Origin of the sequence: Xanthomonas hyacinthi, from assembly GCF_009769165.1 — a bacterium.
Classification (GTDB): Bacteria; Pseudomonadota; Gammaproteobacteria; order Xanthomonadales; family Xanthomonadaceae; genus Xanthomonas_A; species Xanthomonas_A hyacinthi.
Genome location: NZ_CP043476.1, coordinates 3,319,223 through 3,336,325 on the forward strand (window position 1 = coordinate 3,319,223; position 17,103 = coordinate 3,336,325).

General features: G+C 64.4%; 14 protein-coding genes, 1 tRNA gene, 3 pseudogenes and 1 other annotated feature. Of the genes and pseudogenes, 11 read left to right on the forward strand and 7 right to left on the reverse strand.

What is annotated here, in order from left to right; translation table 11 throughout:
- Positions 1 to 228 precede the first annotated feature (228 nt).
- From FZ025_RS14610 to FZ025_RS14625, 4 genes are all read left to right on the forward strand, one after another.
- Positions 229 to 1,173, forward strand: coding sequence for a transglutaminase family protein (locus FZ025_RS14610; protein WP_158185575.1), 945 nt, complete (start codon positions 229 to 231; stop codon positions 1,171 to 1,173).
- Positions 1,170 to 1,892: an RHS repeat-associated core domain-containing protein gene (locus FZ025_RS14615; protein WP_104559042.1), complete on the forward strand. Its 723-nt coding sequence runs from the start codon at positions 1,170 to 1,172 to the stop codon at positions 1,890 to 1,892. The genes FZ025_RS14610 and FZ025_RS14615 overlap by 4 nt, the downstream gene beginning before the upstream one ends.
- 7 nt (positions 1,893 to 1,899) lie before the next feature.
- Entirely contained in the window at positions 1,900 to 2,373 is a 474-nt protein-coding gene (locus tag FZ025_RS14620) for a hypothetical protein (RefSeq protein ID WP_146093648.1), read from the forward strand.
- A gap of 112 nt (positions 2,374 to 2,485) precedes the next feature.
- Positions 2,486 to 2,797: a hypothetical protein gene (locus tag FZ025_RS14625; protein WP_146093647.1), complete on the forward strand. Its 312-nt coding sequence runs from the start codon at positions 2,486 to 2,488 to the stop codon at positions 2,795 to 2,797.
- A 260-nt stretch (positions 2,798 to 3,057) separates the two neighbouring features.
- On the opposite strand, the gene FZ025_RS14630 is transcribed toward FZ025_RS14625, so the two are convergent.
- From FZ025_RS14630 to FZ025_RS14640, 3 genes and pseudogenes are all read right to left on the reverse strand, one after another.
- Positions 3,058 to 4,205 (reverse strand): IS3 family transposase gene (locus FZ025_RS14630; protein ID WP_208803666.1). Its coding sequence is split into 2 segments (ribosomal slippage): positions 3,058 to 3,929 and positions 3,929 to 4,205, totalling 1,149 coding nucleotides; the frame shifts between segments, so codons are not numbered across the junction.
- A gap of 399 nt (positions 4,206 to 4,604) precedes the next feature.
- The gene (locus tag FZ025_RS14635; RefSeq protein ID WP_046980991.1) at positions 4,605 to 4,955 is read right to left on the reverse strand and encodes a helix-turn-helix domain-containing protein; all 351 of its coding nucleotides are present in this window, start codon (positions 4,953 to 4,955) and stop codon (positions 4,605 to 4,607) included.
- A 176-nt stretch (positions 4,956 to 5,131) separates the two neighbouring features.
- Positions 5,132 to 5,302, reverse strand: a pseudogene (locus tag FZ025_RS14640) (IS3 family transposase); the annotation flags it as partial.
- Between the two features lie 68 nt (positions 5,303 to 5,370).
- Between FZ025_RS14640 and FZ025_RS14645 the strand changes: the two are divergent.
- A pseudogene (locus tag FZ025_RS14645) lies at positions 5,371 to 6,925 on the forward strand (IS3 family transposase).
- Between the two features lie 31 nt (positions 6,926 to 6,956).
- On the opposite strand, the pseudogene FZ025_RS14650 reads toward FZ025_RS14645, so the two are convergent.
- Positions 6,957 to 8,037 (reverse strand): annotated as a pseudogene (locus FZ025_RS14650) (IS3 family transposase); the annotation flags it as partial.
- Positions 7,643 to 7,759, reverse strand: a sequence feature (AL1L pseudoknot). Its footprint overlaps the pseudogene before it by 117 nt.
- An 89-nt stretch (positions 8,038 to 8,126) precedes the next feature.
- Between FZ025_RS14650 and FZ025_RS14655 the strand changes: the two are divergent.
- Both FZ025_RS14655 and FZ025_RS14660 read left to right on the forward strand, forming a co-directional pair.
- Entirely contained in the window at positions 8,127 to 8,786 is a 660-nt protein-coding gene (locus tag FZ025_RS14655; protein ID WP_046980508.1) for a hypothetical protein, read from the forward strand.
- A gap of 607 nt (positions 8,787 to 9,393) precedes the next feature.
- The gene (locus FZ025_RS14660) at positions 9,394 to 11,385 is read left to right on the forward strand and encodes a peptidylprolyl isomerase (protein ID WP_046980509.1); all 1,992 of its coding nucleotides are present in this window, start codon (positions 9,394 to 9,396) and stop codon (positions 11,383 to 11,385) included.
- Between the two features lie 662 nt (positions 11,386 to 12,047).
- On the opposite strand, the gene FZ025_RS14665 is transcribed toward FZ025_RS14660, so the two are convergent.
- Both FZ025_RS14665 and gloB read right to left on the reverse strand, forming a co-directional pair.
- Positions 12,048 to 13,271 (reverse strand): lytic transglycosylase domain-containing protein, encoded by a 1,224-nt coding sequence (locus tag FZ025_RS14665; protein WP_104558722.1) that lies wholly within the window; start codon positions 13,269 to 13,271, stop codon positions 12,048 to 12,050.
- Positions 13,268 to 14,035: a hydroxyacylglutathione hydrolase gene (gene gloB, locus FZ025_RS14670; RefSeq protein WP_104558723.1), complete on the reverse strand. Its 768-nt coding sequence runs from the start codon at positions 14,033 to 14,035 to the stop codon at positions 13,268 to 13,270. The genes FZ025_RS14665 and gloB overlap by 4 nt, the downstream gene beginning before the upstream one ends.
- Positions 14,036 to 14,047: 12 nt before the next feature.
- Here gloB and FZ025_RS14675 point away from each other — a divergent pair, with 12 nt between their 5' ends.
- From FZ025_RS14675 to dnaQ, 3 genes are read left to right on the forward strand one after another with little or no spacing between them, the layout of a single operon-like run.
- Positions 14,048 to 14,707, forward strand: a complete 660-nt coding sequence (locus tag FZ025_RS14675; protein WP_208803668.1) for a methyltransferase domain-containing protein — start codon at positions 14,048 to 14,050, stop codon at positions 14,705 to 14,707.
- Positions 14,708 to 14,720: 13 nt separating this feature from the next.
- Complete coding sequence (gene rnhA / locus FZ025_RS14680) at positions 14,721 to 15,179, forward strand: ribonuclease HI (protein WP_053841401.1); 459 nt, start codon at positions 14,721 to 14,723, stop codon at positions 15,177 to 15,179.
- Positions 15,180 to 15,211: 32 nt separating this feature from the next.
- Positions 15,212 to 15,949, forward strand: coding sequence for a DNA polymerase III subunit epsilon (gene dnaQ, locus FZ025_RS14685; RefSeq protein ID WP_104558724.1), 738 nt, complete (start codon positions 15,212 to 15,214; stop codon positions 15,947 to 15,949).
- Positions 15,950 to 16,089: 140 nt separating this feature from the next.
- Here the strand turns inward: dnaQ and FZ025_RS14690 are convergent, their stop codons facing one another.
- Entirely contained in the window at positions 16,090 to 16,794 is a 705-nt protein-coding gene (locus FZ025_RS14690; protein WP_104558725.1) for a PP2C family protein-serine/threonine phosphatase, read from the reverse strand.
- A gap of 207 nt (positions 16,795 to 17,001) precedes the next feature.
- Between FZ025_RS14690 and FZ025_RS14695 the strand changes: the two genes are divergently transcribed.
- Positions 17,002 to 17,092, forward strand: a tRNA-Ser gene (locus FZ025_RS14695).
- Positions 17,093 to 17,103 lie beyond the last annotated feature (11 nt).

Genomic DNA, 17,103 nt, shown 5'->3' on the forward strand with positions numbered 1-17,103 from the left:
CTTGCCCTTCCGTAGTTGGAAACCGGACGCGCGCGAAACATCATCATAGAGCGGGGCGGCAGTCCATATTTGTTTGTTAGCCAGCGCGTGATTTTCATCACAAAAATCCGCTGCTGGCGCGCCTTGTAGATTGGCGCTATCGTCGCGCTTATCAGGGACGGGGCGGATATGGGGATAAGCAGGGCGAGCTTTGCCACAATACTGGGCTTGTGCCTGGTTGTGCTGTGCATGCCTTGTTTCGCTGCCGCCGGTAAAGCTCAGACACTGGCCCAGCTTCAAGCGCAGTTTTCTCTTCCAGAGCAGCGCATCGATTTGGCCCAGGCCAAGCTGGTCATCGACCGGCTCATTGACCCCACGATTGACTCCCGCGCGGTATTGCGCGAAGTCGATGCGTTGGTGGCGGCAACAAAAGCACGCACGCCGACGATGGCCAGCAAGCGCGGCCGAATGGATGTGTTGCTGTCCACGCTCTACCAGCCCGGCGCATGGAACGGTAACCGCCCGTTCTCTTACGACCTGTCCGACCCCATGGGCAGAAATCGCAGAAACAAGCTGCTATCTACCTATTTAACGTCGCGTAAGGGCAACTGTGTCTCGATGCCTATTTTGGTGGCTATCTTGGGCCAGCGTCTTGGCTTGCATACCGTGCTGGCGACTGCACCCGAACACCTCCTGGTGAAGTTCGTCGATGACCAAGATATGTGGGTCAACGTCGAAGCAACCGCAGGTGGTTACAAGTTCGACAGCAGCTATGAGCGCGAGACGGGCATTACCCCATCCGCCACCCAGAATGAAATCTATCTGCGTCCGCTTTCACCGCGTGAAGAAGTGGGCGCGATGGCCAGCACACTGATGGAGCACTTTGCGGCGCAGAAGAACGGCGAAGCACTGCTAGCGGTGGCCGATATGGCGCTGGCTGCGAACGGCAAGGACACAGTAGCGATGATTCAAAAAGCCAATGCCAACTATTTATTGTTGCAGGCGCGGTATGCCAGCAAGTATCCACGCCCGGCGGACATTCCCAAAGACAAGCTGGCGGACTTTCAGACATTGAGCCGCGAGAACCTGGCATGGTTCGCCAAAGCCGAGCAAATGGGGTGGGTGCAGCCGTCCGAAGCCAAAGAACAGAACTATCTACAATCCATTCAACGGGAAAAGGCGAGACAGCGATGAACAGGAATGCATTGCACTTGATGGTGACCTTCGGGCTTTTTGTTGTCGCGGCCGATGCTTCAGCTAGGTTTGTTTCGGTTGACCCTGTCCAGGCCAATGCAAACAATGGACAGGACTTCAACCGCTATCACTACGGCAATAACAATCCTTACAAGTTCACTGACCCAGATGGGCGAGCGGTGTCGTGTGCCAATAACTCGTGCACGATGACATCAGATACCTTCAATGCGGCGAAATCCAATGGGAGCACCGCACTGGCTAGCCCGGACTTGAAGGCTGCTGGCAACGCTGCGGTTCCTCAGTTTACCGTCCAGTCTGGCTCCAAAGAGAGCCTTGGATTTTTCGTCCCTGATGCCAGTGGGAAGCCGGTAGCTCAGCCGGCCGCTGGCGTTCAAACAGGGAGTAAGTCTGGCGGCAACACCGCCTCAGCTGCTATTCCAAAAGGCGCGATGGGTGTGATTCATGGTCACATCGATGGCGGAGCCAATAAATCGAATGGGATGGTTGATGCTCCAAAACTCAATGGTGGTTATGGTGATACGCAGTCGTTGAAGGCAGGCATCCCCACGGCGACGGTTTCACAAGGACAGGTTGGCTGGCATGAGATTAACAATGGTCAGCTTCAGTTCTCTTACCCGCAGGGTGCTCTCAATAATGGCCAAGAAAGCCAGATGCAAAGAAATCTGAACAACGAACAGAAGTTGTTCCATATCCCATAGGATTTATATGAAGAGCTTCGCATCAATCCTTGCTCTATTTACGTTTGCTGTAATGGGGTGCGCGCATTCTGCACCCCCTTCGGAAAACGTAGTCAGTCCAAGCACATTGAACGCTCATCCAGAGAACTACGACGGACATGAGGTTCTAGTTAAGGGATTTGTGACCTTGGCGCCCGGGGGGCATTCTTTATATGAATCCGATAAGCTCAAAGCGGAGTTTGACCGGCGATGGGATACAGATGACACCTTCGACCCGAATAATTACTTGAAGTATTGCCTGACCATTGCGAATCCAGATGTGCTTTACAACCATCGTGATGCTTTCAACGGGAAGACGATTTCTGTCAAGGGTAAGTTCATTGATGACTACCTAGATGGCCGCATCGACCTTGGAGCCTGTCCCTTGTCAACAGCTATCATCTTGGATGAGGATGATTTGAAGAGGCGCTATCCGGCGTATTTCTCTGGTAAGAGTAAGTAGTTTGACGCAGTTTGCATTCATAGCATTTTTTTTGTCATTGCTTGGCTTGGTAGGTTGTGCTCATGAAGCTCCAACGTCGTCGCCCATCTCTTGTAAGCCTGGCAAAACATGCATGGTCGAAGGCCGTTTAGCGCTGCACCAAGGTGAGCCAGCGTGGGCAGCGATTCTCAAGGCTGGGGATAAATGCGCAAAACTTGCGCTGCCCGATAGCTTTTATATCGATGCTAAGAACTGGAAAGAAAAGAAAGTAAGAGTTGTTGGTCGTGCTTTCCAGCAACCTGAAATGGCTATGGACGATGGTGTTATGTTTTGGTATGCCGAAAAAGAAAGGAAACTCGCGTTTGGCATGTGCGACGGCGGCATCGGCATCTATGTCGAATCGATGCGTGCTAATGGGAAGGAATGGCCAACGCCAGCCAAGTGATACTTACGGTTAGAAAAAGGCGCGCGATTCGGAATATGGTCCTCAGGCTTTTGCTACTGACCGCGATTGCAGGTTCAGCCGCATGCGCAACGAAGATTCAATGGGCAGGGCCTGCTGATTTCGCTTTGCAGATGCATGACAACCCCGCAGAGCAGCGCTTTGAGCTTGTATTGGAGGTAAGCGGAAGTAAGGCCCTTTGCCTATCTCGCGAGCAATGGCCTGTCGTGGTCAAGTTTTGGTGGACACGGAGATAGGGGATTTCAGGTGGTGGCTTTCTCGTAGTCGGCAGGCGATCGATAGCCGAGGGTGGAGTGCAGCCGGTGGGTGTTGTAGAAGGCGACGATGTAATGGGCGATGTCGGCAACGGCCTCGGCGGGGTTGGCGTAGCGGCGCTGCCAGACCCGCTCCATTTTCAGGTTCAGGAAGAACCGCTCCATCACCGCGTTGTCCCAGCAGTTGCCCCGGCGGCTCATGCTGGCGAGCAGACCGTGGCGTGCCAGTAGGTCGCGGTGGGCCTGGCTGGCGTATTGGCTTCCACGGTCGGTATGCACGATCAGCCCCGGCTTGGGCTGGCGCAGGGCGATGGCCATCTGCAAGGCGGTGCAGACCAGCTCGGCAGGCATGTTCGGGGCCATCGCCCAGCCGACCACCTTGCGTGAGTACAGGTCCAGCACCGCGGCCAGGTACAGCCAGCCGCGCTCGGTGCGGATGTAGGTGATGTCGGCCACCCAGGCCTGGTCGGGGGCTTCCGGGTTGAAGCGCCGATCCAGAAGGTTGTCGGCTACCGGCATCTCGTGCCGGCTGTCGGTGGTATGGACGAACTTGCGCTTCCAGCGCGCCTTCAGCCCCTGCTGCTTCATCAGGCGGCGGACCCGATAGCGACCGGCGGGCAGGCCCTGGGCCTTCAGGGCGGCGCACAGCCGGCGGCTGCCGTAGTTGCCGCCGCTAGCCTGGAAGGCCGATTGCAAGGGCGCCGTGAGGGCGCAGGCCCTCGGCGCTGACCGCCGCCGAGCGGCATACACCCCAGAACGGCTCACGCCCACAAGCCGGCACAACCGGGTGGTGTCGGCCTTCTCCTGCCACTGATGGATCATCTGCTGGATCACTTCAGTTCCCGGGCGAAGAAGGCCGATGCTTTTTTTAGGATCGACACATCCTCGCCTAGCCGCTGGTTCTCACGCTCCAGTTGGCGGATGCGTTGCTGCTCGGGGGTCAGCGGCCTGCCTTGTCCCGGCTGGCCAGCCTGCTCGGCCTCGGACTGGGACAACCACCGGCGCACCGCGCTATCGACCAGGTCCAGGTCGCGGCACACCTGGCCCACACTCAGGCCTTGGTCTTGGATCATCTGCACCACCTGTAGCTTGAAGGCGGTGTCGAAAGTTCTACGGCTACGGGTACGGGGCGTCATGTCGTTCAAAGTCCTCGTTGGAGATGATCATCCCCTATCGAGGTGTCCACGAGAATTAGACCAGGACAGCCAAGTGTTGTTGGCCAGTTGCATATGGGTGGCGGTGCCACACTTGCAACGCACGGTAAGAGCGTGGCCGCCCGTGAAGAGAACTTCGGATACTGTCCTGGGGGCTGTGGGAAGCACCGCATAGGGCCCGGCAACCAGCTGCAAGGTTTCATTGCCTACGATGCCTTTGGGGACGTGCAGGCCATCGCTCAGGACGCGCACAAGCAGCTAGCTTACAAAGTAAGCCCTTACCTCTGCGCGAAGTAGTCGGGATGGGCTTTTCTTAAAGGACGGTGTGCAAACGCGCTGAAAAAACAAAGAAAGCGCAGCATCAAGATTGCGATGCGTTCTCTATTTCTCGCCCTTGTTTCCCAAGCTACTTACGAACGTCTTTAGCTTTTCCACGACGAGTTTTTGCTGGCTGATAGGTAGGCGTGCAATGAGCAGGATTGCTTCAGCGAGCAAGTCAGAGGCGCTATAGAAATACGCCTCTGGGACGTTGAGGGCTTCAGCAAGTGCTTTGACCGTAGCTTGGTCGGGCTCGCGCTGACCAAGCTCATATTTTGAAATGCGGGATGAGGCCTGACTTGGTTCATCCACGTTGAGCGCCGTCCCCAAGTCTACTTGGCTGATGCCCGCCGCTTTCCGGGCCGCTCGCAAGCGGCGACCAAAGACTGTGGCGGTAGGTAAGGAAGCGGGCATCAAGGATCAACGGCGATTAAACCGTTGAAGTCTGCCTGTTCCTTGAGCAAGCATCATCTGCCATATTGGCAGATAGAGCAACAGCGCTCTGAAACAGGGGGTTGATGATGAAGCTACGTCTGGCGATAGGAGCATTGTGAACCGCCCCGGGTTTCCCGGAGGCCCCGTGGTTTGAGTCACGCCGACATGACGGACTCAGGGGAGTGCGAATAGTAGTTGGCCTCCGCCTCGGTCGGCGGGATATTCCCAATCGGCTCCAGCAATCGGCGGTTGTTGAACCAGTCGACCCAGGTGAGCGTGGCCCACTCGACCTCCTCGCGCGTTCGCCAGGACGACCTGCGATGGATCCCCCTACGTCAGAATAGTTGTCGCCCCGATAGGATCCGAAGCCAAGGGGCGATGACGAGAGGTTGAAGTGGCACGATACGGACAACAGTTCAAGAACAGGGCGGTGGCGCGTTTGCTGCCGCCGGAGAGCGCGGCGGTAAGCGATGTGTCGCGGGAGAGTGGCGTCTCCGAAGCGACGCTGGAGCGTTGGCTGAGCCAGTCGCTGGCCGAACCGCAACGTGAGCGGCTGTGGACGTCGGCGGCGCGGTTCGATGCGGTGTTGACGACGGCCAGCCTGGACGAGGCTTCGCGTGGTGCATGGTGCCGCAGCAACGGGGTGTACCCGCAAGAGCTGACGCGGTGGCGCGAGGCGGCCCAGCGCAGCTTGGCCGAGCCTGGCGAGATTGGAGCCGATACTCGACAGGACAAACAGGACCGGCGTCGTATCCGGGAGCTTGAGCGCGAGTTGCGGCGCAAGGACAAGGCGCTGGCCGAGACGGCCGCGTTGCTGGTGCTGTCAAAAAACTCGAGACGATCTTCAGCAAAGGCGAGGACGAATGATCGTTCTGGAAGATCGTCAAAGCCTGGTGGCCGACATCGAACAAGCCCCCCGTGATGGTGCCCGGCTGGGACAGGCCTGTCGCATTGCCGGCATCGATGTCCGCAGCCTGCAACGATGGAGGTCCAATGACAGTCTGGTCACTGGCGATCGACGTCCACACGCGGTACGAAAGCGCCCAGCGCATGCGTTGACCGAGGACGAGCGTGCTCAAGTGCTGAACGTCGCCAACGAACCGCGTTTTGCCGACATGCCATCGGCGCGCATCGTGCCGATGCTGGCCGACGAAGGCCGCGACATCGCCAGCGAATCGAGCTTTGCCCGCATCCTGCGCGAATACGGCCAGAACGCCCGCCGCGGCCGTGCTCGCGCCCCGCGCCCCAGCCGGGCGCCGAGCACGCATATCGCCACGGCGCCGGGCCAGGTCTGGTGCTGGGACATGACCTACTTGCCGGCCGAGGTGGCAGGTCGCTGGTTCCACCTGTTCCTGATCATGGATCTGTACAGCCGCAAGATCATCGGTTGGGAGGTGCACGACAGCGATGGGGCAGAACATGCCACGCACCTGGTCAGGCGCACGGCGCTGGCCGAGAACATCGTGCTTCAGGATCCCGCACACCGCCCGGTCTTACACGGCGACAACGGCGCCTCGTTCAAGGCCACCACCGTGCTGGCGATGCTGTACTGGCTGGGCATCAAGCCGTCGTACTCGCGCCCGCGCGTGAGCGACGACAATGCCTTCGTCGAATCGCTGTTCCGCACCGCCAAGTACCGCCCCGAGTTCCCGGCCACCGGCTTTGCCGACCTCGACGGCGCGCGCCAATGGGCAGCGAACTTCGTACGTTGGTACAACGTCGAGCATCGCCACAGCAGCATCGGCTATGTCAGCCCCGAGCAGCGGCACGCCGGACAGGACCTGGCCATCCTCCAGGCCCGTCATGGGCTGTACCAGCAAGCACGTCAGGCCAACCCGGCACGCTGGAGCGGTCGAACCCGGAACTGGGAGCGCATCACTGCCGTCGCGTTGAATCCGGAGAAGGAGGCCGCCGTCGCGGCAGCCACTGAAACTCAAGAAGCCGCATGAATCAGGCGACAACTATCTTGACATGCACCGGGATGACCTCGGCCTTGTAGAGGCCGTTGATGGTCTCGGCCAGCGCGTTGTGCCCCGAGGGCAGGCTTCGCGCTCATAGGAGTCCCCCACGCTGCCTACCGAGGGCTCCAGGCCGGCCTCAGCGAGCCGCTCCGTGTAGCGGATCGACACGTACTGAACGCCTCGGTCGCTGTGGTGAATCAGGCGATCCGGGCCGACCGGCTTCCTCGCGTAGAGCGCCTGTTCGAGCGCGTCGAGCACGAAGTCCGTCTGCATCGAGGACGACGCCTTCCAGCCCACGATGCGACGGGCGAAGACGTCGATGACGAAGGCGACGTAAACCCATCCTTGCCACGTCGAGACGTAGGTGAAGTCGCTGACCCACAGCGCGTTCGGCCGATCGGCCTTGAATTGCCGATTCACATGATCGAGCGGACACGGCGCTTTCGGGTCGCTCACCGTCGTTCGCACGGTCTTGCCTCGAATGACGCCCCGCAAACCCTGCCGCTTCATCAGCCGCTGTACGGTGCATCGCGCCACGTCGAACTGCTCGCGTCGCATCTGCCGCCAGACCTTGCGCACACCGTAGACCTTGAAGTTGTCGTCCCACACGCGCTGGACTTCCGGCATCAACGCCTCATCGGTCTTCGCGCGCGCGCAGCGCAACGCGGGATCGGCCAGCCTGGCCGCGTGCGCGTGGTAGGTCGACGGGGAGATCGGCAGCACCCTGCAGATCGGCTCGACCCCGTGGACGACTCGATGCTCATCGATGAACTGCTTCATCGCTTGAAGGGGCGGTCGAGCTCCGCCTGCGCAAAATACGCCGACGCCTTGCGCAGGATCTCGTTGACCTGGCGCAGCTCGCGAACCTCGCGCTCAAGTGCCTTGATGCGCTCCTTCTCGGACGTCGTCATCCCCTCGCGCTTGCCAACGTCGCGCTCGTGCTGCCTCACCCAACCCCGTAGCGTCTCGGCCGTGCAGCCCACCTTGGCCGACACCGACACCATCGCCGCCCATTGCGATTCGTACTCGCATTGGTGCTCCAGGACCATCTTCACCGAACGTTCCCGGATTTCCGGGGAGAACTTGCTTGCTCTGCTCATGGCTCCATCTTCTCAAGAAATGGAGCCTCCGGAATTCCCGGGGCGGTTCACGGTGATTGGGCTTTGGTCAGTTGGGAAGGGGCGTGAACATGAAACGCTTCCTTGTTGGCTTCGCGGTTACGTTAGCCTCTGTAGTTGTAGTGGGCTGGTTGTTCAATCAATCCATTTACCAGGGCTGGGGGGCGACAAATCAGCCGCCGGGGTGGGTGCAAGCCATCGGTGTGTTCTTGTGGCTCCTGTTTGGCAGCGGCATGGCCTACGTTCTGTTACCAGTCCTCGGCGGTGCACTTTGGGTCTGGCTGGGCAAATCCAAAGGCGGACGATTCTCCGGAGTGGTTTCCAGCGTGGGCGCTCCAGACGGGGGCCGGGGTTGCGAAATCGCAGGGCGGGTCAGCATAGGAGGGGAACACGTCGGCACGGTGGTAGTGCCCGATGCGCTGCTGGACTTCTGGCGGCATCCGGGTGTGTCACCGGGAACACCCAGGCAGCTGGAGCTACTCAAGGTTGGCAGGTGTGCAGTCGCGCTGCGGTGCGAGCGGGGCACCCGCAACGCGTGGGGGCTCGGGGCCATTCACAAAGCATTCCCCTTCATGTCCATGGGATTCTTCGCCGTCACGGTGGTCTCCCTGGGTTTCGGAGCCCTGTTCACTTACTTCCCGGTCTACTTGTGGGGCGCGTCCCGGGTCAACCGCTTCCTGCTGCCAGAACAAACCCCGCTAAATGCGACGACGGGGGCGGGGAGGGCCTGACGCGGCCCCGCGCCCATCGCTCCCCTTGGTTGGCGGCTCTAGGTTGCGGGTGTCGCGTTTCTAGTCGTCGGTCAGCCAAGGGCCGGTCCAACTGGCGTGTCACGGCATCGGCAAGTGGGCAACCTGGAGGCTTGGGCGGGTCGATTCGGGGCATGTTAGGTCGTTGTCCTAGGGGCGCTGCCTCTTTTTTACTCTCGGCCAGCAAGTCCGCAAGAGGGACGGCTAGGCCCAACTCCCTCCCTGCGCGGTCCGCATCACGGCTTTTCCCCTACTGTTCCTTATCCGGCCACTTGCCCTCTACCATTGGCACTTGGTCAACTCCCTTGGTCCATTTCGCCGGGTGAGCCAAACGCCGTAAGCCTTGTCTGCGTAGCTGGTTGGTCAAATGGATGCGTGTCCCGTCCACTCCGCCAGTTTTGTACGCGAAACCCCCCGAGCGATCGGGGGGGTTCTTTTTTCCGCAAGTCCCCGCTCGCGATCGCGGTGCACGCCGCAGGCTTCGCTGCGGCAGCCGCGTCGGCGACGCCCCTGCGGGCACGCCATTCCGCCGCAGGGCGTGAAGCGGGTTAAACTGCGCGGCTCGCCAACAGGCCTCGGTTCCCAACCAATGCTGCAGAAACTTCGCGAAAAGACCTCGGGCTGGATCGCCACCGCGATCATCGGCCTGTTGATGATTCCGTTCCTGTTCGTCATCGACAGCAGCTACCTCGGTGGCGTCGGTGCCAACAACGTCGCCAAGGTGCAGGCGCCGCCGTCGTGGTGGTCGTCGGCGCCGTCGTGGTGGCCGATGTCGTTCCTGTGGCGGCACCACGAGGTGAGCACCGAGCAGTTCCGTGCGCGCTTCGAGGAAGCGCGGCAGCAGGCCCGCGAGCAGCAGGGCGAGGACTTCGATCCGCGCGAGTTCGAGAGCGCGGACAACAAGCGCAAGGTGCTCGATCAGTTGATCGACGAGCAGGTGGTGAAGCTGGCCGCCGAGCAGGTGCACGTGGTGGTCGGCGATGCCGCGGTGCGCGACTACATCGCCACCATTCCGGCGTTCCAGAACGACGGCAAGTTCGACCCGGAACGCTACCGCCTGGCGTTGGCCTCGGGCACGCCACCGCGGACGCCGGCGATGTTCGACCAATTGGTGCGCGACGGCCTGCAGCAGTCGTTGATCCCGTCGGCGCTGATGGAGTCGGCCTTCGCGACCAAGCAGGAAACCGAGCGCCTGCTGAAGATGCTCGGCGAGACCCGCGACGTGGACCTTGCGCTGTTGCCGGAACAGCCGGCCGATACCACCCCGGTCAGCGACGCGCAGGTGCAGCAGTGGTACGACGCGCATCAGGCCGACTTCAAGCAGCCGGAGCGGGTGTCGATCGAATACGTCGAACTGGACGCGACCAAGCTGCCGCCGGCCAAGCCGGCCGACGAGGCGGCGCTGCGCAAGCGCTACGAGGACGAGAAGGCGCGCTTCGTCGAGCCCGACCAGCGCCTGGCCTCGCACATCCTGATCAGCGCCGGCAAGGATCCCGCGTCGCAAAAGGCGGCCGAGGCCAAGGCCGCCAAGCTGGCGGCCGAGGCCAAGCAGCCCGGCGCCGATTTCGCCGCGCTGGCGCGCGCCAATTCCGAGGACCCGGGTTCCAAGAACGCCGGCGGCGACCTGGGTTGGGTCGAGAAGGGCGTGATGGTCAAGCCGTTCGAGGACGCGCTGTTCGCGATGAAGGCCGGCGACATCGTCGGCCCGGTGAAGAGCGAGTTCGGCTACCACGTGATCCAGCTGCGCGAAATCAAGGGCGGCCAGGGCAAGCGCTTCGAGCAGGTGCGCGACCAGCTCGCCAGCGAACAGTCGCAGGCCGACAACGAGAAGGTCTTCAGCGATCTGAGCGGCAGGCTGGTGGACCTGGTGCTGAAGAACCCGACCGCGCTGACCGCGGCGGCCAAGGAGGTCGGCCTGCCGGTGCAGACGCTGGGGCCGTTCTCGCGCGCCGATGCCAGCGGCGTCGCCGCGCAGCCGGCGGTGCTGCGTGCGGCGTTCTCCGACACGCTGGTGCAGGACGGCACGGTCAGCGACCCGATCACCCTGGGTCCGAACCACACCGTGCTCATCCGCGTCACCCAGCACCTGCCCGAGCAGACCCAGCCGCTGGCCAAGGTGCGCGAACAGGTGGTGGCCGCGGTGCATGCCGATCGCACCGCGAAGGCCGCCGCGGCGAAGGCCGATGCGTTGCTGGAGAAGCTGCGCAAGGGCGAGACGCTGCAGGCGCTGGCCGGCCCGGAGAAGCTGCAGATCAACCCGATGCCGGGGCTGCCGCGCACCGTGCCGATGCCGAGCCCGGAAGCCAATCGCGCGATCTTCAGCGCGCCGCTGCCGGCCGCGGGCAAGCCGTCGGTGGGCAAGGTCGAGCTGTCGGCGAACGGTGTGCCGGGCGGGGCCAAGCGCTATGCGCTGTTCGTGCTCAACAAGGTGAACCCGGGCGACCTGAGCAAGGTGCCGGCCGAGCAGCAGGCCACGCTGAAGCAGCAGCTGGGCCAGATCGAAGGCGCCGCCGCGGCGAAGGCCTACGTCGACGCGATGCGCAAGCGCTACAAGGTCAGCGTGCAGGAAGCGGATCTGTAATCGCTGTTTGCGCAGATGCGTGATGTGAACAAGCCCGGCCCTGCCGGGCTTGTTCGTTTCTGGATTCTGCACTCCTGGCACTTGCGGCATTCGGATGTGCGGCGGTGTGCTGCGCGATCGTGCGGCGACGCGGTCGCGGCGGCAGGGCTACAAGGGCGGCGCAAGAAAGGTGCGCATGTACTACGCATGGCGCCGGTGCGCGCAGTCGTCGGTGCGCGCGCATAGCGCACGCGCAGGGCGGTCCCGCCTGCGCCCGGCAGCATCAGCGTCAGTTGGGATGATCCCTGGCAATGCGGCGTCCATCGGCGCAGCGAAGTGCTGGGCAATACCTGCTGGGGCGTTCGCTACGCGCCAATGCGGGGGCGCTTGCGGCCTAAGCGCTTTTTTCTCGCGGCTGTTCGCCATGCGCTGGGCGATGTCAGTCGCGATGCAATGACGCGGCCACGCATGCCTTGGGCTGCAGCGATGCCAAGGCGGGAGCGCTTGAGACCTCTTCTCTAGCTTTCTCAGCTGTTCGCCATGCTGTGGGAGCGACTTCAGTCGCGACGGGCCTTATCGGTAAGGCCCGTCGCGACTGAAGTCCCACAAGTGGCATCTTGCGTTGGCCGACGTCGGCAGCGCTGCCGGTTGCCGCTCTTGCGGTGTCGCCGGCTCCCCCGCGCCTAGTCCTCGTAGCTCAGCACCATGCCCGGGCGCAGCACGCTGCGCGCGGACAGGCCGTTCTTCGTCAGCAGCGTCTGCACGGTGATGCCGTAGCGCTTGGCGATGGTCCAGGCGGTGTCGCCATCGCGGACCGTGTGGGTGCGGCGCGCCGAAGGACTGCGCGAGCGGATGCGTGGCGGGGTGGCCTCGGCGATGCTGGCGACGGCGCGCGTTGCCGGCGCCTCGACCTGCGGTTGCGTCGCCGCCGCCATGGCATCGGCGGCGGCCGTAGCGCTGCTGCTGCCGTTGCCGACCGGCGCCAGTACCGGCAGCGCGCGTTTGCGGTTGCGCGCGCTGCCCAGCGCCGGATTCAGCCGCGCGACCTGGGTGCCCTGCAGCGCCTGCTGCCGCGCCCAGTCGTCCAGCGCCATGCCGGCGGGCAGGGTGCGTGCCTGCAGGATCGGCACCTCGCGGTCCAGCGAGGCCATCCATTCGTTGCGGGTCTGCGCCTGCTCCAGCACGCAGGCCAGCGCGTGCAGCTTCTCGACGTAGGCATAGGTGATCGGCGACAGCCCCGGCAACTTGTCCGGCTGCGCGTTCTGCGCGTTCATGCCGGCGCGGCGCATCGACTGCAGCACGCGGTATTCGCCGGCGTTGTAGGCCATGATCGCCAGGCGCCAGTCGCCGCCGAACATGCCGTGCAAGGTCTTCAGGTAACGCACCGCGGCGCGGGTGGAATCCACTGCGGACAGGCGCCCGTCGTAGCGGCCTTCGACCGGCACGTCGTGGTTGCGGGCGGTATCGGCGATGAACTGCCACAGTCCGGCCGGACCGCCGCTGTTGCGTGCGGCGGGGCGGTAGCCGCTTTCCACGAACGGGATCAGCGCGAATTCGGTCGGCAGGTCGGCGGCGCGCAATTCGTCCACCACGTAGCCGAACAGCGGCAGCACGTCCTCGTCCTCGTTGGCCAGCCGCGCCGGTGCACGCGCGAACTGCTGCTTCCAGCGCGCATCGGTGGCGCCGCCATCGCATTGCGCGTCGGCCAGGCCGTCGCGGAAGCTGGCGAGGATGGTGTGGCCGTTACGGGTGGTCGCCGGCGGCAGCGCCGCGGCGTCCATCGGCAACACATTCAGGCCGGCGACGGTCTGCTCCAGCGCCACACCGACGGGTGCTGCCGCGCTCGCGGAGGGGGCTGCCGACGCGAGCACCAGCGTCAGCGCCGCCGTCAAGAACAGCGACCTCATGCGCGGAAATCGTCTTTCCAGCGCCTTAATTCGGCGAATACTTCCACTTCGTCGCGGGCGCCGCGGCCGAGCCGGGCGCCGACCGCCTGCTGGATCGCCGCCGAGGCGGTGCGCAGGAACGGATTGGTCGCCACTTCGCTGGCGAGGCTGACGGGAACGGTGGGACGGGCAGCATGACGCATGGCCTGGACTTCCTGATGGCGCTGCCGCAGGGCAGCGTTGGTGGGATCGACCGTGACGGCGAATGCCGCATTGGCCAGGGTGTATTCGTGTCCGCAACACACCAGCGTGGCGCCCGGGAGGGCGGCCAGCCGTTGCAGCGAACCCAACATCTGGGAGGGCGTACCTTCGAACATGCGTCCACAGCCCAGGCTGAACAGCGTATCGCCGCTGAACAGATGGCCGTGGCCGACATAGGCCACATGCGAGCGGGTATGCCCGGGCACGGCAAGGGTCCGAAACTCCCATTGCAGCACCTGGACGCGGTCGCCGTCGCCGACGCGCTGGCTGGCGAACGGGATCCGCGGCTCGTCCGCCGGGGCATACACCGGCAGGTCCGGCCAACGCGCGCGCAGGGCGGCCACGCCGCCGATGTGGTCGTCGTGATGATGGGTCAGCAGCACTGCTGCCGGTTGCAATCCCTGCGCCGCGGCCTCGAACACCGGCTCGGCCTGGCCGGGGTCGACCAGCAAGGCGTGGCCATCCGCGGCGGCGATCGCCCAGATGTAATTATCCTGGAATGCGGGCAGGGCGATCAGTCGCATAGAATTGGCACCATGCCTGCCACCCCGTTCCCCCGTCAAGCCGCCGTCTCATCCTGGTTTGATACGGCGGTGGCGCAACAGCTGCTCCAGGCCGAGCAGCCGTTGATCCTGGACGCCTTGCTCGGACGCCCTGCGCAGCCCTGGTTGTGGCTGGCGCCGGTGCCGTTCGCGCCGCTGGCGCGCGAGCTGCCCGGGCGCGGCGTGCGCCTGCACCGCACCGCGCGCGGCTATGCCGGCGACCTGGTGTGCCGGCTGCCGCTGCCGCTGCCCTCGGAAAGCGTCAATGCGATCGTGCTGCAGCACGTGCTCGGCGCCGACGCCGCGGCGCTGCTGGAAGAATGCGAGCGGGTGCTGCTGCCGGGCGGGCGGCTGTGGCTGTTCGCGCTCAACGCGGTGAGCCCGTACCGGCTGCGCTGGCGCCGGCAGGGCCTGGTGGCGCGGCCGCCGGGCAGCTGGCGCGGCCTGCTGGAGCGGGCCGGGCTGCCGTGCACCGACCCGCTGCGCTACCTGGGGCCGGTCTGGCCGACCCGCGGCGGCGTCGGCTCGGCGACCTCCGGCGCGCCGCTGCGCGCGGTGTGCCTGCTGCAGGCGGAAAAACGCAGCGCCGCCGGCATCGGTCCCATTCCGTTGCGCGCGCCGGTACGCTGGCGCGGTTCGACCGCCTCCATTTGATTCCTGGACGTACATGAAGACTGTTGATATCCATACCGACGGCGCCTGCCTCGGCAATCCCGGCCCCGGCGGCTGGGCCGCGCTGCTGCGCTACAAGGGCCTGGAGCGCGAAGTCGCCGGCGCCGAGGCGCACACCACCAACAACCGCATGGAGCTGATGGCGGCGATCATGGCGCTGGAGACGCTCAGCGAGCCGTGCCAGATCGTGCTGCATACCGATTCGCAATACGTGCGCCAGGGCATCACCGAATGGATGCCGGGCTGGGTGCGGCGGCAGTGGAAGACCGCCGGCGGCGACCCGGTCAAGAATCGCGACCTGTGGGAGCGGCTGCATGCCGCCGCGCAGCGGCACACGATCGATTGGCGCTGGGTCAAGGGCCACAGCGGCGATCCGGACAACGAGCGGGTGGACGTGCTGGCGCGCAACCAGGCGCTGCGGGTGCGCGCCGGCGGCGCCGCGGTCGCGTCCTGATCCTTCCCACGACTTCCCCAGCAGCGAGCCGCATGCGCCAGATCATCCTCGATACCGAAACCACCGGCCTGGAATGGAAGAAGGGCAACCGCGTCGTCGAAATCGGCGCGGTGGAACTGCTCGAGCGCCGCCCCAGCGGGCGCAACTTCCACCGCTACCTGCGCCCGGACTGCGACTTCGAACCGGGCGCGCAGGAAGTCACCGGCCTGACCCTGGAGTTCCTCGCCGACAAGCCGGAGTTCCACGAGGTGGTGGACGCGTTCCTGGCGTTCATCGACGGCGCCGAACTGATCATCCACAACGCCTCGTTCGACCTGGGCTTCCTCGACTACGAACTGTCGCGGCTGGGCGCGTCCTTCGGGCGCATCCTCGACCGCGCCACGGTCATCGATACGCTGCTGCTGGCGCGCGAGCGCTTCCCCGGCCAGCGCAATTCGCTGGATGCGCTGTGCAAGCGGCTGGGCGTGGACAATTCGCACCGGCAGCTGCACGGCGCGCTGCTCGATGCGCAGATCCTCAGCGACGTGTATATCGCGCTGACCTCGGGCCAGGAGGAGATCGGCTTCGCCCTGGCCGACGAGCGCGGCGGCCGCGCCGACGGCCAGCGCACCGCGTTCGACATGGCGACGCTGCTGCCGCGGCCGCGGGTGCTGGCGACCGCGTCGGAGCTGGACGCGCACCAGGCGCGGCTGGAAAAGCTGCGCAAGAAGGCCGGGCGTGCGCTGTGGGACGAGGCCGAGCCGGTGCTGGCCGAGGCCGTGGCTGGCTGAGCGGGCGGCGGCGCTGGGAAGCGTCGTTCGCTGGCGCTGCGTTTAGATTTGTCCCGGCAGGGTCAGCACGGCGCGCAGCTTTTCGAGGCCAGCCGCACACTGCGCCTGCCGCCGCCGGCATGGTCTGCGCCGGCGCCAGCTCAGTGGCAGCGCACCAGGATCGCGGTGATGTTGTCCGAACCGCCGCCGTCCAGCGCGGCCGCCACCAGCGTATCCACGCATTCCTGCGCACTGCAGTCGTCGTGGCCGAGCGTGGCGGCGATGCCGGGGTCGTCCACTTCCTCGGTCAGCCCGTCGCTGCACAGCAGCAGTTGCATGCCCGGGCGCAGTTCGCCGGTCATCGTGGCCACGTTGAGGTGCAGCGGATCGGTGACGCCCAGCGCCTGGGTGACCACGTTGCGGTGCGGGTGCGCACGCGCCTGCTCGGCGGTCAGCGCGCCCTGCGCGATCAGTTCCTGCACGTAGCTGTGGTCCTGGCTGAGCTGGGCCAGCTTGCCGTCGCGCCACAGGTAGGCGCGGCTGTCGCCGACCCAGGCTACTTCGAAGCGGTTGCCCTGCACGCGCGCGGCGACCACGGTGGTGCCCATCGGCAAGCTGTCGTTGCGCCGGCGCGAGGCGCGGATGATCTCTTCGTCAGCGATGCGGATCGCCTGCGCCAGCGGCGTGCCGCCGCGCACCTCGCGGACGATGGCCTCGCGCGCCAGGGCGCTGGCCACTTCGCCGCAGGCGTGGCCGCCCATGCCGTCGGCGACCAGCCACAGGCCGAGCTCGTTGTCGCCGTAATAGGTGTCCTCGTTGAGTTCGCGGCGCAGGCCGACGTGGGTGAGGTGTCCGAATTCGATCATTGCGTGCCCGTGGCCGGCCCCGGCGTCCTGTCATTCAAACGGCATCATCGCGGCCAAGCGGACATCAGGCAATCGTTGCCTATGCCAGAACGCAGGCGCAGTTCATGGCGGTACGGGCGCGGGCGCCGTGCTGCCGGGCGACGCGGCGCTTGTCCGCGCGCAGCGGGAACCGTATGATGCACGCCCCCGCTTCGCCGGGGACCACCCGGGAAGGTGGCAGAGCGGTTGAATGTACCTGACTCGAAATCAGGCAGGCGTTTATAGCGCCTCGGGGGTTCGAATCCCCCCCTTCCCGCCACCTTTGCCGAG

What these genes read in the sequence shown, in the direction of transcription:
- FZ025_RS14635 (WP_046980991.1), bottom strand. Translation starts at nt 4,955, where the DNA reads ATGCCCGCTTCCTTACCTACCGCCACAGTCTTTGGTCGCCGCTTGCGA.
- FZ025_RS14655 (WP_046980508.1), top strand. Translation starts at nt 8,127, where the DNA reads ATGAAACGCTTCCTTGTTGGCTTCGCGGTTACGTTAGCCTCTGTAGTT.
- FZ025_RS14660 (WP_046980509.1), top strand. Translation starts at nt 9,394, where the DNA reads ATGCTGCAGAAACTTCGCGAAAAGACCTCGGGCTGGATCGCCACCGCG.
- FZ025_RS14690 (WP_104558725.1), bottom strand. Translation starts at nt 16,794, where the DNA reads ATGATCGAATTCGGACACCTCACCCACGTCGGCCTGCGCCGCGAACTC.
- FZ025_RS14675 (WP_208803668.1), top strand. Translation starts at nt 14,048, where the DNA reads ATGCCTGCCACCCCGTTCCCCCGTCAAGCCGCCGTCTCATCCTGGTTT.
- dnaQ (WP_104558724.1), top strand. Translation starts at nt 15,212, where the DNA reads ATGCGCCAGATCATCCTCGATACCGAAACCACCGGCCTGGAATGGAAG.
- FZ025_RS14610 (WP_158185575.1), top strand. Translation starts at nt 229, where the DNA reads ATGCCTTGTTTCGCTGCCGCCGGTAAAGCTCAGACACTGGCCCAGCTT.
- gloB (WP_104558723.1), bottom strand. Translation starts at nt 14,035, where the DNA reads ATGCGACTGATCGCCCTGCCCGCATTCCAGGATAATTACATCTGGGCG.
- rnhA (WP_053841401.1), top strand. Translation starts at nt 14,721, where the DNA reads ATGAAGACTGTTGATATCCATACCGACGGCGCCTGCCTCGGCAATCCC.
- FZ025_RS14620 (WP_146093648.1), top strand. Translation starts at nt 1,900, where the DNA reads ATGAAGAGCTTCGCATCAATCCTTGCTCTATTTACGTTTGCTGTAATG.
- FZ025_RS14625 (WP_146093647.1), top strand. Translation starts at nt 2,486, where the DNA reads ATGGTCGAAGGCCGTTTAGCGCTGCACCAAGGTGAGCCAGCGTGGGCA.
- FZ025_RS14665 (WP_104558722.1), bottom strand. Translation starts at nt 13,271, where the DNA reads ATGAGGTCGCTGTTCTTGACGGCGGCGCTGACGCTGGTGCTCGCGTCG.
- FZ025_RS14615 (WP_104559042.1), top strand. Translation starts at nt 1,170, where the DNA reads ATGAACAGGAATGCATTGCACTTGATGGTGACCTTCGGGCTTTTTGTT.